The 14,712-nt window shown below is 47.7% G+C and carries 12 protein-coding genes; 3 read left to right on the top strand and 9 right to left on the bottom strand.

What is annotated here, in order from left to right; all coding sequences use genetic code 11:
- Window positions 1–32: 32 nt before the first annotated feature.
- Window positions 33–1,271 (bottom strand): radical SAM protein, encoded by a 1,239-nt coding sequence (locus JEM67_RS18020; RefSeq protein WP_199634704.1) that lies wholly within the window; start codon window positions 1,269–1,271, stop codon window positions 33–35.
- A gap of 357 nt (window positions 1,272–1,628) precedes the next feature.
- Between JEM67_RS18020 and JEM67_RS18015 the strand changes: the two genes are divergently transcribed.
- Both JEM67_RS18015 and JEM67_RS18010 read left to right on the top strand, forming a co-directional pair.
- On the top strand, window positions 1,629–2,849 hold the full coding sequence (locus JEM67_RS18015) for an ATP-grasp domain-containing protein (protein ID WP_199634705.1): 1,221 nt from the start codon (window positions 1,629–1,631) through the stop codon (window positions 2,847–2,849).
- Window positions 2,842–3,972: a trans-sulfuration enzyme family protein gene (locus JEM67_RS18010; RefSeq protein ID WP_199634706.1), complete on the top strand. Its 1,131-nt coding sequence runs from the start codon at window positions 2,842–2,844 to the stop codon at window positions 3,970–3,972. Before JEM67_RS18015 ends, JEM67_RS18010 begins: the two co-directional genes overlap by 8 nt.
- Window positions 3,973–4,389: 417 nt before the next feature.
- Here JEM67_RS18010 and JEM67_RS18005 read toward each other — a convergent pair whose 3' ends face one another.
- From JEM67_RS18005 to JEM67_RS17995, 3 genes are all read right to left on the bottom strand, one after another.
- A complete protein-coding gene (locus JEM67_RS18005; protein ID WP_199634707.1) occupies window positions 4,390–5,010 on the bottom strand; it encodes an NADPH-dependent F420 reductase in 621 nt (206 codons plus the stop codon).
- A gap of 201 nt (window positions 5,011–5,211) precedes the next feature.
- Window positions 5,212–6,177 carry an SDR family oxidoreductase gene (locus JEM67_RS18000; RefSeq protein WP_199634708.1) on the bottom strand — a complete coding sequence of 322 codons (966 nt, stop codon included), beginning with the start codon at window positions 6,175–6,177 and terminating at the stop codon, window positions 5,212–5,214.
- Between the two features lie 44 nt (window positions 6,178–6,221).
- Window positions 6,222–6,857: an NADPH-dependent F420 reductase gene (locus tag JEM67_RS17995; RefSeq protein WP_199634709.1), complete on the bottom strand. Its 636-nt coding sequence runs from the start codon at window positions 6,855–6,857 to the stop codon at window positions 6,222–6,224.
- A gap of 186 nt (window positions 6,858–7,043) precedes the next feature.
- On the opposite strand from JEM67_RS17995, the gene JEM67_RS17990 reads away from it, so the two are divergent.
- The gene (locus JEM67_RS17990; RefSeq protein ID WP_013813648.1) at window positions 7,044–7,493 is read left to right on the top strand and encodes a winged helix-turn-helix transcriptional regulator; all 450 of its coding nucleotides are present in this window, start codon (window positions 7,044–7,046) and stop codon (window positions 7,491–7,493) included.
- A 164-nt stretch (window positions 7,494–7,657) separates the two neighbouring features.
- Here JEM67_RS17990 and JEM67_RS17985 read toward each other — a convergent pair whose 3' ends face one another.
- The 5 genes from JEM67_RS17985 to JEM67_RS17965 all read right to left on the bottom strand — a co-directional run bounded on the left by JEM67_RS17985 (window position 7,658) and on the right by JEM67_RS17965 (window position 13,834).
- Window positions 7,658–8,830, bottom strand: a complete 1,173-nt coding sequence (locus tag JEM67_RS17985; RefSeq protein WP_199634710.1) for an MFS transporter — start codon at window positions 8,828–8,830, stop codon at window positions 7,658–7,660.
- A 173-nt stretch (window positions 8,831–9,003) separates the two neighbouring features.
- On the bottom strand, window positions 9,004–9,933 hold the full coding sequence (locus JEM67_RS17980) for a LysR family transcriptional regulator (protein WP_199634711.1): 930 nt from the start codon (window positions 9,931–9,933) through the stop codon (window positions 9,004–9,006).
- Window positions 9,934–10,707: 774 nt separating this feature from the next.
- Window positions 10,708–11,085: a hypothetical protein gene (locus JEM67_RS17975; RefSeq protein ID WP_053141181.1), complete on the bottom strand. Its 378-nt coding sequence runs from the start codon at window positions 11,083–11,085 to the stop codon at window positions 10,708–10,710.
- A 70-nt stretch (window positions 11,086–11,155) separates the two neighbouring features.
- Window positions 11,156–11,734: a hypothetical protein gene (locus JEM67_RS17970; protein WP_199634712.1), complete on the bottom strand. Its 579-nt coding sequence runs from the start codon at window positions 11,732–11,734 to the stop codon at window positions 11,156–11,158.
- A gap of 687 nt (window positions 11,735–12,421) precedes the next feature.
- The gene (locus JEM67_RS17965) at window positions 12,422–13,834 is read right to left on the bottom strand and encodes a hypothetical protein (protein ID WP_199634713.1); all 1,413 of its coding nucleotides are present in this window, start codon (window positions 13,832–13,834) and stop codon (window positions 12,422–12,424) included.
- Between the last annotated feature and the right edge of the window lie 878 nt (window positions 13,835–14,712).

The raw sequence follows: 14,712 nt of genomic DNA, 5'->3' as shown, positions 1-14,712 counted from the left end.
AATAAGGCTCCTGCAGGAGCCCAAGATAAATTTTAAACTTCAATAATGTCAATACGATTCTGATTTACCAGCGGAATGTCATAATTTTGCATCTGAAGTATCTCTCCTGCAAAACAGCCATTTTTATAAACGCCAGAAAGTCTTTCCTGAGTGAATGCTTCAATAGCATCTACATTAAAATGAATCTGATAATCAGTCTCACCACTGTCGGTATGTTTAAAGCGCGTCAGATACCCGAATGTCGGTTCAAAAATGTTGACGCAACCAACGATCTGGCCGATACGCTCATGAGCTATCCCGTTGATAACCAGACTTTCACCTGCCTCTGGAATGATGGCAAATAACTGACGGCCCGCCCGGCACCATCCAACATGCGAAGGTAATCCTAGAATATCAATGCCTGACGTTCCAAAATCTTCGCTGACACCAAGTTGGAAATTAAGAGGAATGTTTTCATGTATCCACTTTATGTCCTGATAAAATTGCGCCACTTGTTCTTGAGTAAGCTGCAAGTGAGGATGTCTGCGACCATGATCTGTAAAGCAATTGAACCTGACTGTCTGCACGCCAAGCTTGTTAAAAAGCTTACAATAATTCACAAGATCATTTTTGGTATGATTGTGCGTTCCAACTGTAATACCAATATTAACCCGAATGAGGTTATTGTCGCCACTTTCCCGGCTATAACTTTTAATCCTGGAAATCACGTCGATACATTTCGCTCCAGGAAACACCCCTTTAATGGGATAATCTGCATGGGAATGCAAAGAGCACTCTTCCGCATCGTTAACCAGTCCGTGAAATGTAATGGATATAGTGCCGTATCCATTTTTCACTGCTTTATCCAACAATTCCTTATAGTTTTTCTGCAATAATGGCTTACCACTTGTCCATGCATCACCCGCTATCATGGTGTCCGTCTCGTTTTTGTCCTCTCCGGAACGAAACTCGCGATTGTGGGCCGGGCCATAGATATCCATAAACTCACCATTGTGAGCAAAGCTATCCACATAGCGAGGATAAATATTAAAATTCTGATCCGTTAACTTTCGATAAATTTCATGACCTTCATTAATGCCAAAAGATTTAGAGAATACCTTTTCATAGTTCACGAACCAGCAATGATTACAATTCTGACCACATGTGTCCTTGCCCACAAATGTATCAACATCCAGATAAAAATGGATGTCTTCATTTTTGATTGATGTAAAAGGAACTCGAAAATCAATGTCCCCATGATAATCGTATGACATATCCATATTGCCTTGCATCGACATTGCCTCATTTTATATTTATCGCGAAATGATTTACGTAAATTAAATTAGTTTTGTCAACCAGATAAATACTTAATATATACAAATGTTTTTTAAATTTAATTTGTAGATTTTTATTCCATTAAAGTTAATGAAGTCAGCATAACCAACTGATTATCGATTGTAAAAATATAATAACCATTGGTAACAGTTAAGTTTTAAAATAATTTATCTACTATGGATTTTAATGTTTTAATTATAACTAATTGAATTAAAACAAATTAAATAAAAAGTAACAATTAGACAACAATTCATTGTTTACTAATTCTTTACTGTTGATATTGTCATATAAAAAACAGGGATTAACATAAGAAAATGAAAAAAGTTCTCATCTTGGCAAAAACGGAATATACACGCACCCCTTATGACTTATGGCTTAAAGACTCGGGTGTCGAACCTGTCTTGATTACTTCTCCAAAATTTTACCAAGATTATGCCAGACACATTAAACACTGTTTCTGCTTGGAAAATTATGATCATGATGATGAATCCCTCTATGATTTAACAGAGTCAATTTATCAAAAGACGCCATTTGACTATATATTTTGCCGAGCAGAAGTAGATATACTTCGTGCTGCTAATATAAGAAAACGCTACAGCATCCCTGGGCAAGATGTAACCAGTGCTCTATGTTATAGAGATAAATTCTTCATGAAAGAGCAATTATCTCTTTCTCAGGTAATGATGGCAGACTACCGGAGAATAGATTCCCAGGAAGAACTCTTGGCATTTGCTTCAGATAATGGAATGCCATTTGTTATAAAACCCCGCCTTGCTTCAGGTTCTTCTGGTGTAGTAATAATTAAGTCACAGGTTGAACTTCATTCATATCTTCAAAAATATAACAATCAAATTGTTAGTATGTTAGCAGAGGATTATGTTGACGGTGAAATGTTTCACATTGATGGGTTAGTTGTTGAAGGTGAACTTACATTCATCCAACCCTTCAGATATGTAAATAACTGTCTTTCCTATCGAGATAACTTATACATTGGTAACATTCCACTCGATCGAAACGATAAACTGTATTCTCGTTTGGTAAGTTCTGTTAAGGATATACTTCATATCATGCCAGAAACTCCGCATTTTGCTTTTCATTGTGAAATGTGGGTTACCGGAGAGGGCGATATTATTTTCTGCGAGATAGCGAGTAGAACCGGCGGAGGAATGATAAGTTTTCTGATTGAAGAGATGGCGGGGTTTAATATCGATAAGGCATGGTTATTGGCAGAATGTCATATTCATCAACAGTCCTATCCTCAGTATCAAGAACGTTTTCTAAGGTTTGGCTGCGTTTGTATCCCCCCTTCAAACGGGAGACTTGTGTCCCTACCTACCGAGTTTCCAGTTGAGGTGCGCAAAACACATCTAACAGGTAAAGTTGATGAAATTTATGACGGTGGAGAAAAATCTGGTCTTTATCTTATAGGGCACGTAGTAGAAGCAGACGATCCGAAATCCGTGTTAAGACTATTTAGCTCATGCTACCAACAAATTCATGAGGCTGAACGCTGGGAAACGGTCAATAATGGTTGATAAAGTTTACAGCGAAGAGGACAGCTATTTCCCCCATCCTCCAATCCATCGATTTACTTCCGGAATATATCCGGATTTTGAATCTTTGGTGTATGCATCACAGGATTCTCTAAAGAGTCGGTATCCGCGTTATTCACGATTTGGCACGCCGATGACGGATACTGTCGAGTGTGAGATTACGCGCCTGGAGGGCGGCTACCGTTCGCTCAGCACATGTTCCGGTCTTGCTGCGATCACCTCCGTTCTCATGTCTTTCCTTCGCCCCGGCGATCATATACTTATGACTCGTTCAGTCTATGAACCAGTCAGATGTTTTGTCATGACATATTTGTTTGAGCTTGGTATAAGCGCTACCTTCTTGAGTGCTGATGAGTTCGGCCACTTAGAGGACTATGTCACTGATAAAACAAAGCTGATATATGTTGAGTCTCCATCATCAAACATATTTGAAGTAACAGACATTGATGCTGTCGCTAAGCTGGCCAGGCTAAGGGGAATTGCCACCATCATAGACAATACGTGGTCTACGCCCCTGTTGCTTAATCCGCTTCATCATGGTTTTGATGTGGTTATTCATTCAGCATCAAAATATCTAGCTGGTCATTCCGATGCTGTAATGGGCATCATAACCACTACAGAGCAGTATTATGAACCGGTTCGTCGCTACCTTATTAAGTCAGGAGTATGTGCGGGCGGAGAAGAGTCCTTCAGCCTTTATAAAGGACTTAAAACATTGGCTGTCAGGCTTAAAATACAACAGGACTCTGCTCAAAAACTGATCAGGATGCTGCTAACTCATCCTGCAATTAGTACAGTGATTTCACCAGATCTTCCCTCTCATTCTGGTCATGAAATTTTTTGTAAATATTATCGGCAAAGTAATGGTCTTTTTAGTTTTTCAGTTAAAAAGCCTACAGATCAAAAGCGCGATGATTTTTTAAGAGAATTGAAAACATTCAAGTTAGCGTATGGCTGGGGAGGAGTCGATAGCTGCATGATTCCATTTAGGTCTCCAGACTGGATGACACAGGATGAAGAACAGTTGTTTTTAAGGGTAAGCGTCGGCATTGAAGACGCAGACATGTTAGCAGCAGAGCTATCATCAGCATTGTCTAAACTTTAATTTATTTTCTATAAAAACATGCAGTTGTATCATTCAGGTCCTGGCGACCATCTTAAATATAATAACAGCCTGGTCCTTCAGAAGAATTAAACCTCTTTCGTTAGAAATTCGTTTTTCTGACCCGCTTTCCGGTGATTAACATTCTGTAATATTATTGAGGCATCCATTAATGGTGAGAGCAATTACGAACTTCCGCTTCTCGCTCATAACCGCCGGTCAAAAAACCAAAAAGCCCACTTAAGTTTCCCTAAGTGGGCTTATCTAATAGGGCTCCTCTGACCGGGAACGCCATTGCCATTAAGTGGCTAATAACTAAGAAAAACACCCCTCCTGTCAAGATCACCGAAATGGCCGCCATTGGCCTCGCGTCATCGTGAGGCCCGCGCCAGTCCAGCCGGTGAACATGTGGTGTCTGATTCAGCCGATATCGACTTTCATGGCGATGTCCCAGCTGCCGGCGCCATTCTTGGCCAGGCCGATCATCATCAGGCCGAGCGACTCTAGCGTCTGGGCCATTTGTAGGCCGCCGACATCGAACGGACGCAACCCGAGACTTTCGATGAAGGTCGAGACGCGTGCCTTCGCCTGCGCATCGTCGGCTGCGATGAACGCGTCAAGGCGTCCGGCCTTGGCCAGTACGTGGCCGAAGAGGGTATTGAACGCCTTCACGACATGCGCGTCGGCGGGGAGGAGCTTGGCGGTCTCCTGCGCAGCGGAACTACCGTGGGGAGTGACGAGGCCTGAGAGGTCGGGGGCAACCGGGTTAGTGATGTCGATGATCACCTTGTTGTCGAGCGCTTCGCCAAAGTCGGCCACCACCACCGCAACGCTGCTGTACGGCACGGCGAGAATGACGATGTCGCCCGCCGGCGCAGCGCCGTACGTCCCTATGGTCGCTCCGGCTGCCAGCTGGTCGGCCAGCGCCTGGGCCTTGGCAGTGTCGCGGCCGATCACCTCAAGGGTATGTCCAGCCTTGGCGGTACGCTTGGTGATGGCCGTGGCCATGCCTCCTGATCCTATGATGCTGATAGTGCTCATATGCTGATTCCTCGTGAGTTGGGGGATTGCCCGTAATCGCTAAACGGGTCTCCCCGGTTGATATGTCGTGTACGTCGAGCCTCCCGCGTCATCCCTGATGCCATCGCCGGGTCGGCAAAGTCTTTGCCCGAACGGGGCAGGGCATCGCGACATCGCCGTCTGCCAGGTTCGTTGCGACCCGAATCCCTGTCCCCGCTCAACTCAACTGGCAGGGAAGTAATGGCCGTTGTCCAAATCGGCGAGCAGCCCGGGCTGGGCGGGTTCCCAGCCGAGGGTCTGGCGGGTGATGAGGTTGGACGCCGGGAGGTTCAGCGTGACCAGATTCGCGAGGAACCCAAAGTATCCCGGCAGCATGAGCGTATCGACGGGAATGCTCACCGCAGGCAGGCCCAGACGGCTGCCAATGGCCTCGGCGATCTCGCGGAACGGGATGCCCTCGCTCTCGAGCCCATGCCAGGTTTTGCCGGCCGGACCCTTCTCCAGCGCCAGGCGGAACAGCGAGGCGAGGTCGCGGGCATGCACGGCTGGCCACAGGTTTGTGCCGTCTCCAGGGTAGCCGATGACACCCTTCTCCTTAGCGAGCCCAATCAGCAGCGGGAGGAACCCGGTATTGTCGGTCATGCTGTGCGCGATAGTCGGGATCCGCACGATCGAGGATCGCACGCCGCGCTCCGCAAGGCCGATTACCGCGAGTTCCACGACGTTACGAACCCGCAGGGAGCCCTTGTACGCATCGCCGCCGGGAAGGGCCGGGTCCTCTTCGGTCACCGGTCGGTCGAGGAAGCTGGCCCCGGGCGCCGTCCAGCCCAGGTTCGTGGGCGAGCCAATGCTCCCCGAAACGACCAGCGGTTTTCCGGTTCCGGCCAATGCCTCGCCGTACGCGAGCATGATCTGGAGCTCTGCTGCGGCTACGGCGTCAATCCCGCCGACGGGAAGCAGGTCTTGCCTGTGCGCGACGTGGATGACGCCATCGGACTCCGCCGCAGCCGCCTTGAGCCCATCCAGATCGGAAATATCCCCGCGACGCACCTTGGCGCCGAGCGCGGACACCGCCGCGGCGGACTTATCCGACCTGGCCAGGCCTGTGACCTCGTGGCCGGCGGCGATAAGTTCGGGAATGATGTACGAGCCGATATGGCCGGTCCCGCCAGTGACTAAAACGTGCATGATATTTTCCTTTTAGGTGCGATATGAGTGGGGGTGTCGTGCGCTCAACCGAGAAGGCTGACGCCGATCGAGAAGTTGGTGTGCCTGACGGAGTGGGTCATGAGGCCCAGACACAGCATGCAGGCGTGCTCCAGCGTCCGCGCCATGAACAGCGGCCCGGTATCCATCGGGCGCAGCCCGAGGCTCTCGATGAACGCCGAGACGCGTGCCTTCGCCTGCGCGTTGTCCCCGGCGATGAACACGTCCAGCAACTGACCTTTGACTGAACCCACGGCCAGCACGTGGGAAAACTGGGTGTTGAATGCCTTGACGATATCCGCATCGGCAGGGGCGGCCCTGGCGATCTCCCGCGCGCCGAAACTGCCTTCAGGTGTCAGGAAACCCGAGAAATCAGGTTTGATGGGGTTGGTGATGTCGATAAGAAGCTTGCCCGCCAGCTTTTCGCCGTACTGCTTCAGCACGTCGAGAACGGCGGAGTAGGGAACCGCCAGGATGACGATGTTTCCGGCCGGGATGGTGCCGAAGGTTCCTGCCGTCGCACCGGCTCCGATCTGCCCGGCCAGCGCCCGCGCCTTGGCAGCGTCGCGACTCATTACCTCGACGAGATGTCCGGCCTTGGTGGCAAGACCGCCGATCGCCGCCGCCATGCCGCCGGAGCCGATGATGCTGATAGTGCTCATGTGCAATTTCCTTACGGATAGGGGGTTAATCATTCCTGGATTGCAGGTGCGATCCCACAACCGGACTCAACGTAAAGGTCATGCTAGCCTTGTCACTTGTAATAAACAAGTAAAATTACTTGTAAAAAACAAGTGAAAAAAAGAGGAGAGTTTGCTTGCGATAGACAAGCGATGTAAGATCTCGCCATGAAAACGACGAATAAAGAAATTCGGTCCCATTGCGCGGTAAATTACGGCGTGGAGATCTTCGGCGACCGGTGGTCGCTCTTGATCATTCGCGACATCGTTTTTACCGGTAAGAAAACTTATGGCGAGTTTATGAAATCGGAAGAGGGCATCGCGACCAATGTCTTGGCTTCCCGCCTTGCCTTTCTTGAGCAGCAGGGGGTTCTTGCGAGAGCGCCCAGCCCCGACGACGGGCGCAAGGATTTATACACTCTGACCGAGAAAGGCCTCGACCTCATTCCTGTCATGCTTAACATCGTCCTTTGGAGCGCGAAGCACGATTCGAAGTCGTACGTATTGCACCGCAAGGAGTGGGTTGATCGATTAAGTCGAAACCCCGTGGAAGTGAGCGAAGAGGTGAAGGCGCTGGTTCGCAATGGCGGATGCATGTTTCCCGCTGGCAAGGAATGAGCAAGACGGTAAGCGTGCCCTGTCACGCGCAGAACGAACAACGTGAAAACGATGCCGGGTGCCTGCCATCAGGCTTTCGAGCCGAAACGCCAAGCTGAAAAACATGTCACTTTTCCCAAACGGAAAAGCAAAAAGCCCGCTCCGGTTTCCCTGAGCGGGCTTTTCTAATAATGCACTTCCGCCGCATGCCCGGTCTTGTCAGTCAGACCGGATAATATGGCCAATATCAGCGCAATAACTGAAAGCACCGCGCCAGCCCAGTTAGGCGATTGAAGGCCAAAGCCGGCAGTGATAACCACGCCGCCAAGCCAGGCACCGACAGCATTGCCGAGGTTGAAAAGGCCAATATTGACGGCTGCAGCAAGCGTCGGTGCGCCGGCAGCCCGTGCTTTATCCATGACCAACTTCTGAATGGGGGATACGGTTGCAAAACCGAACGCGGCCATAAGGAAAATACAGACTGCTGACATAACCTGACTGTGCGCTGTAAAGTTAAAGATAAACAACACTAAAGCCTGTGCTGAAAGCGTGATGTAAAGCATTGGCATAAGGGCACGGTCTGCATAGCGTCCGCCCAACTGATTACCCACAAAAAGCCCCAACCCGAAAAGCAGCATCAGCCAGGCAAGACTGCTTTCGCTGTACCCGGCAAGCTCGGTCATCATCGGGGCGATATAAGTGATGGACGTGAAGAAAGCGCCGGGGCCGAAAACGGTAATGCCCATTGCCAGCAGCACGTTAACGTTTCTGAAGGCGTTAAACTCATGCGCGAAGTCGTGATTCTGTGGGCGCGGCTGATGCGGAATTAGCATGCCGATACTGATAACTGTAATGACTCCAATTGCCGCTATGGCCATAAAGGCATCACGCCATGAAAGATGCTGTCCAACCCAGGTACCGGCTGGTACGCCGATAAGGTTGGCTACTGTCAGCCCCATAAACATGAACGCAATGGCCCTTACGCGTTTAGACGGCGTAACCATGTCAGCCGCGATGATCGAACCGATTCCAAAAAATGCGCCGTGGGTCATGGATGTGATAATTCTGCCCATAATCGCCATGCCCAGCGTCGGGGCGAAGGCGGTAACGAGATTACCGGCTATAAACAGTAACATCAGAAAAACCAACATAGCCTTACGCGGCACCCTGGCCCCCAGAATAATAAGGGCGGGAGCACCAACGAAGACACCCAGTGCGTAGGCGGTAGCCAGATTACCGGCAACGGGAATAGTGATGTTGAAATCAGCGGCAATAACGGGAAGCAGGCCGGCGATGATGAATTCAGTTGTACCGATACCGAATGCACCTATCGCCAGCGCCCAGAGAGCGAATGGCATAACTTATATCCTGTCAGTAAAAGCGTGTTTTTACGTTTAAGCTGCTCTGGGCTGTAAACCGGTACCGATAAAAGAGCCGGCCCATAAACCACAATATCAGCAGTTCGGACAGGGTAGTTGTTTACTGAGAGGAGATAAACATCCCGAATATCGTCTCAGTGTTGACAAAAATTCTACTTCAATGGGCCGAAATATCCTTCTGCGGCTTTTCTGAGCAGTTCGTCAACAATAAGTCGAACTTTGGGAATGAGGTGCCTGGTACGGGGCCAGACGACGTTCAGTTCAACCGGCACGGGAGTATGATCTGCCATCAACGTCAGCAGAGTGCCTGCATCGAGGTGGTTGTTCACCATTGACTCCGGAAACTGCGCAATCCCCGCGCCTGCCAGGCAGGCCATTAGCATGGCGTCGCCGTCGCTGATCTGATGTGCGGCGGCGGATATGAAGCGTATTTCCCGTTCATCGGCTGGCTTGAACCGCCAGGCAAGAGGGGCCCCTCGCCTGTAGCCCATAATACAGCAGTGTTTTTTCAGCATCTCGGTGTCGGTCGGTATCCCATGTTGCTCAAGGTAGGCGGGTGTTGCGCACAACAAAAGCCGCTGACGGCTCAGGCGACGGGCAATCAGCTCATCTGTGCTTTGCAGCTCTCCCAGGCGCAAAACCAGATCAACGCCTTCCTCGACCGGGTCAATCAGCCGATCGTTAAAGGTCAGGGCCAGACGCAGGGCAGGAAAGCGACGCGTAATATCAAGCAGTACCGGCATCATAAGATTACGGCCAAATGAGGCCGGCATATCGATACGGACCGTGCCTGCCGGGTTGTCCTGACGCCTGCTGAGGGTGTTTTCGGCAGAGTCGAGAATTTCAAGCGCCGACAAGCAACTCGTGAGATAAGCTTCTCCGTCACTGGTCAGGCTGAGTTTACGCGTGGAGCGATGAAACAGACGGGTTCCCAGTCGTTCCTCAAGCCGCGCCACGCTTTTGCCCACGGCAGATTTTGTAATGCCCAGCTGTTCGGCCGCTTCAGTAAAACTGTTCGATTTTGCCGTGATAACAAAATGGGTGATTCCCCTCAGGGATTCTGCTGTAAATCCGGTAGACATAAAGTTGGCTCACTGATGACTAAGAACGGGTTTATCGATGTCTAATTCTACACCAGGCTTAAGTCCGGCGTTAATTAAGCACCGACAACTACCGGAAAGGGAAGCGTAACTAGAACGAACATCGAAGAATCTGCCCTAAGTGGAACTATGTACAAAGAGATCTGACAGTCTGCTCAGTGCCAAAAGCGGAAGTAGCTAATTCCTAACAGCATTCATTATTGGGGAGCAGGTTACATCCAGAAACTGTTTTTGTATCAGGGCATTTTGCTACTGAGATGAAGAAATAATCTGTCTCATCAGAGAAATTGAACGGCCATCGTAAATAAGGCTATCATGCAAAATATGAAACATCTGAAAAGGATAACCACTCCAGTCAATCCCAATGGCACACAATGAAAGTTGTCGTGTCAGCAGTGACGGAATATCAATGGGATATCAGTGGGACGTTCAGTGTGGCATAAGATAGGATCGATCCGTTTTATCTTGCTCTTTACCTGTGCTGAACCCGGTACTTATCGTCCGATACTGGTAAGGGTCAGTGACGCTCCACGAATGAGAGCAGTAGTGGGATAAACAGGACGTTCTGACGGTACTGATGAAACGGGTACAAAAGCACCCCGTAAAATTTCTGGTATACTTGGCGAGCATGCATAGAGATGAACTTATTGAAATGGTGGAATAATCAATAGACCACACACCTCTATGCTTGGCTTGTTTTACACACCCATTACTGAGGATTACTCAGTGCTTTGGCGGGTTTAACTACTTCATCTTTCAGCCTTTTACTTTACGGGGAACGCCAGCCATCAAGCTGTATTTCTCCTCCAGATCCACATCAGGAGTCCAGACGGTTTGCTTCCGGCTTTTACGGCCCGCCGACAATACCTTGCGTTTAAGTTCATCAGGAGTTTGGTTCCTAGCCTGACCAGCCAGAATATAATCCCGGGAAGCTTTTTCAACTGTTTTAACAATATTTGCGGGAAGGATGCCTCCGCCACTTTTACATCTGCGTGTGTTGAACCACACTGCAAACTTCAAAGCATCCTGATACTCAGAGCGTACCGTGTCTGAGCTGAGGATTTTCAGCACTCGTTTATGGGCTGCGGGAGATTTCACTGTGCTATTAGGCACGCTGGTTTTTCTTACTCTCATGGGCTCCTCCTCATCAGTTGCTGATTATTACTTTAACATATCTGTTCATAAAACACCCAGAAAGTGCAGATCAAATCGTCTTGATCATTAGCTTGGCACGAGGCTTATTATTACGCTTTACGCGATTCTTATCAGTAGCGTCCAGCGCATAGCCAAAAGACTGATAACGTTTGATCAACTCCTTTGCCGGCCTGCTGATATTGACTTGGCTGATGTCATATTCCATTGCAAAGCTTTCAGCGATGATCAGCGCAATTGGCATGACAAAACCCTTCAGGGGGTGAGCATTAGGGTTTCCCTCAAGATATCGCAAGGTTACACAGAGCCGCTGCCGAGACCGTCGGGCCAGCATCAATCCGCACAGGAAATGACGGCAGCGAATGCTAACGTCTATGCGTTTGGTCTGATTACGTCGCTCACGCCACCACTCGAGATCAATCTCCTGGCGCTTTCCATGCTGACGCCAGTTACGGCTAGCTTCTTGAGAGTCTTTATAGTAAATGTGGCCAAGCTCAATTTCATCAACAGGAATTTTACCGGCAAGCTGCTGACTAATCATGATCAGGCCTTCTGAAAGCGCCTGAGCATACCTGAGTTCATGGGTTAACTCTTCATCAACAGACGGGAGCTCATCCAGTTCTGAATTCATATCAACATCCCTTTATTTACGACGGAAAACTAATTCTTCATCATGGCATTAAAATCATGAGTATCAGGACTGAAACGTATCCCCAGTTGCGGCGCAACACCAAGCTTAAAGATTATCAAGCCTGGCTACGTAAACCAACAACAGCGGAAGTCATCAACATTACGCGCTGCATTAATCCAGGAGGAGGACGTCAGTCAGCCTCTGTTGTCCGACCGCTTTCTCCAGTTCTCACGCTTAGACAGGGAACCTGCCAGGTCCATCAACTAACTGCTGCCTCCCTACCGGACGTTCCGTTGAGGTTCAGACCCAGTGCGAAGAGGAGCATCTGTACCGAAACCAAATGACCTGTTCCCCGTTGATTCACGAAGAATGCTATTAGCAATGTCTACTCCTTGCTCAGAGCGGACCTGACAGCCAGCTGGACTGGCCGCTTCGTGCCAGGAGCGGACGTCGCTAGGCGGTGTCCCATCTATAGTAACTGTCTAATTCCACTACATGTTGAACTATGGCCCGCTACGACCTCCCCGATGAAGTTTGATCGTTCATGGTTAAGGGAAGTAATTGAGTACGCCCGCGTCAACATTGGAGATCAATAAATGGAATTAACTAGTTTTCTTTAATATGAAGAGGGGCTATAAGTTAATGCCCCCTTGAAATTTTAAACGCCCTATGATTTCATTAGTTCTATTAATTTTTCTTTTCATCATCTAACAAAGTATCAAAATTCTTCGAAGGTTTAATCTGTAGTTTCAAAGGCTGTCCGGGACCATTTGATAAATCACCCCAATCAGTTGTGACCGTTACCACAGGTTTTTTTTTGGTTTTTGTAGTTTCTTTTGTATTTGTGGATGAATCTAATTGCTGGGTGACTTCATTATTAAAAGGTCTTGCTGGAGATGGTTTAATATCCAATTTCATCTCAATAAAATCCTTTGCAGGCATAGTTATACCATTATAACCAATAGCAACCGGATATTTAAAAACCTGATTCAATGTAACACTGTTTCCGGAGACTCTGGTTATATTTCCCGTAAGACCTAAGGTATCAGGCGCAATAGATTGAGAAAGTACTTTCAGCTTCAAATCTAATTCGTTGACTTGACTTGCTAACGAATCCATCTCTGGTGTTGAGTTTTGATTACCTGAAGCTGCGACTCCTAATGAATTTTGAGCCGGTTTTGATGGATCGCCTTCTGCTGCCTCATTACTTCCAGGCTTGACGTTTAATGCTTTGTTTTGAGCTTTTAATTCATTTAATTTAGTGACTAGTGATTGTCTTTGAGATGTTAAAGCAGTTAGTTTTGCCAACGTTGCAGACTCCGAAGCACTAACCCCGTCTGTTGAAGTTATAGTGACATTTATTGACCTCGCGTAATAAACGTCTGTAACGAAAACAATACCAGGAGTTATACCGTAATTATTATTTGAATTGTCAAGTAAATTATCGATTAATAGCTGCATTTGCCTATCCAGATACTGTAATTTCGATGTCTCATTTTTATCAACGCTAGCCTTATACAATAAGAATCTATCCATGGCAGAGCTGAAGTCCAGACTAATGACTTCTGCATACGGTACACTGAAGGTGATATTACGTTTAGAACTACTGGCGAAAGAAAATGTTTGCGCGAGAGCACTTGTCACTGTCCCCAGACCTAAACTTACATCACTCACTGAAGCAAAAGAGTAGCCAGGAAACGCAATCACACCATTCTGTCTGGCTTCACTCGAAGGGTAGCTAACAAATGCACCTATCCGTGAATTAGCATTTCCTAATGTGTCCCAGTCCTGGGTCTGGGGCAACGTTGGTATAGCTTGTTCTTCTTCAAGCAGGTCTGAAACATCAAACCTCGTAAATCGGATCGGTTTTATTGTGTAAAACCTAGAGGGAACTTTATCTACCATATTGGGGGAGACGAATGGAAAAATATATACATCCCCAGGATAAAATCGCTCTCTGGGGGGGAATATAGGAAATATGTTTAACTGGCGGGTATTTCTTGCCCATTCTTTAGCTACGATACCCGGTTCTTGTGTCTCAGCACATCCGGAAATAACCGTAGTCAATATAAATGTAATAGTAAGTTTGGTTTTATTCATAACACCTCCCACGATTAACACATAGGTTAATTTAAAAAAATAAGGATACTTTGTTTTATTGGATCGAATTTTGGTTGTAACAATTAAATTTTTAGCATGAGTTTAGCTTAGAGGCGGGTATATTTTAAAAAAAAATTAAAATCCTGATGTTGATATTATGAGTGCATATTAAAAACTCTCCCATTAATTAGGAGGACGATAAAATATCGTTGCTTTGTGTATTATTTCGATGCGAACGGCAAGCCTGGTTCAAGGGAAAAGCAGAGATGACGGCAGGACAGCTGTCTTGGCTTCAGCCGGGTAAGTCGTCTCCAACACTCTTTGTCTGGAATGTAGATACTTGATGTGGCTGTTATACGGCCTAAAATTTCACTGAATGGCCTCTGGGGTGTTTTCACACTTTGTTTGCAAGGGATACCAGCTGAGCTAAACGAACGGAAAGCTTGTTTGAAGCAGGATTATGTGACCTGCCCCCCGTTGATTATCACACGTCAATGTTAGTCCTGCATCCCGGCGGTCATGACAAATGCGAACTTCCGCTCCTCGCTCAAAGCTGCCCGTCAACGCCTATCTGCGTAAAAAACAGGTTTGGCGTGGGATGTTTTCCGTTTTCTAAGCGGATCCCTTAAACTACACCGCGCAGATCACAACATATGAGCAATGACCCTAAACGGCTGTAATCCTGGGCTTTTAAACCCGTGAGTTAGAGCCATTGCTAGAATGTTCATCAGTGTCTGTTTGAGCCTTCCATTTGGTTCGCGCTGACGTGCTGAGCGGCACCGACGAGCGAAGAGAGGGGGTAGCTGTTCATACGAAGGAAGTAAGATGCTTTTGCCAGATTTGAGCTTTACAAAAACCGTATATCAATCGTCATTTCA

The organism is Serratia sp. PAMC26656, assembly GCF_016469055.2.
In the GTDB taxonomy this organism is placed as follows: domain Bacteria; phylum Pseudomonadota; class Gammaproteobacteria; order Enterobacterales; family Enterobacteriaceae; genus Serratia; species Serratia plymuthica.
This window is presented reverse-complemented; position numbering and strand designations above follow the sequence as displayed.

Excerpts from the sequence above, each read along its gene's own strand:
- JEM67_RS18020 (WP_199634704.1), bottom strand. The coding sequence starts at position 1,271 with ATGCAAGGCAATATGGATATGTCATACGATTATCATGGGGACATTGAT.
- JEM67_RS18015 (WP_199634705.1), top strand. The coding sequence starts at position 1,629 with ATGAAAAAAGTTCTCATCTTGGCAAAAACGGAATATACACGCACCCCT.
- JEM67_RS18010 (WP_199634706.1), top strand. The coding sequence starts at position 2,842 with ATGGTTGATAAAGTTTACAGCGAAGAGGACAGCTATTTCCCCCATCCT.
- JEM67_RS18005 (WP_199634707.1), bottom strand. The coding sequence starts at position 5,010 with ATGAGCACTATCAGCATCATAGGATCAGGAGGCATGGCCACGGCCATC.
- JEM67_RS18000 (WP_199634708.1), bottom strand. The coding sequence starts at position 6,177 with ATGCACGTTTTAGTCACTGGCGGGACCGGCCATATCGGCTCGTACATC.
- JEM67_RS17995 (WP_199634709.1), bottom strand. The coding sequence starts at position 6,857 with ATGAGCACTATCAGCATCATCGGCTCCGGCGGCATGGCGGCGGCGATC.
- JEM67_RS17990 (WP_013813648.1), top strand. The coding sequence starts at position 7,044 with ATGAAAACGACGAATAAAGAAATTCGGTCCCATTGCGCGGTAAATTAC.
- JEM67_RS17985 (WP_199634710.1), bottom strand. The coding sequence starts at position 8,830 with ATGCCATTCGCTCTCTGGGCGCTGGCGATAGGTGCATTCGGTATCGGT.
- JEM67_RS17980 (WP_199634711.1), bottom strand. The coding sequence starts at position 9,933 with ATGTCTACCGGATTTACAGCAGAATCCCTGAGGGGAATCACCCATTTT.
- JEM67_RS17975 (WP_053141181.1), bottom strand. The coding sequence starts at position 11,085 with ATGAGAGTAAGAAAAACCAGCGTGCCTAATAGCACAGTGAAATCTCCC.
- JEM67_RS17970 (WP_199634712.1), bottom strand. The coding sequence starts at position 11,734 with ATGAATTCAGAACTGGATGAGCTCCCGTCTGTTGATGAAGAGTTAACC.
- JEM67_RS17965 (WP_199634713.1), bottom strand. The coding sequence starts at position 13,834 with ATGAATAAAACCAAACTTACTATTACATTTATATTGACTACGGTTATT.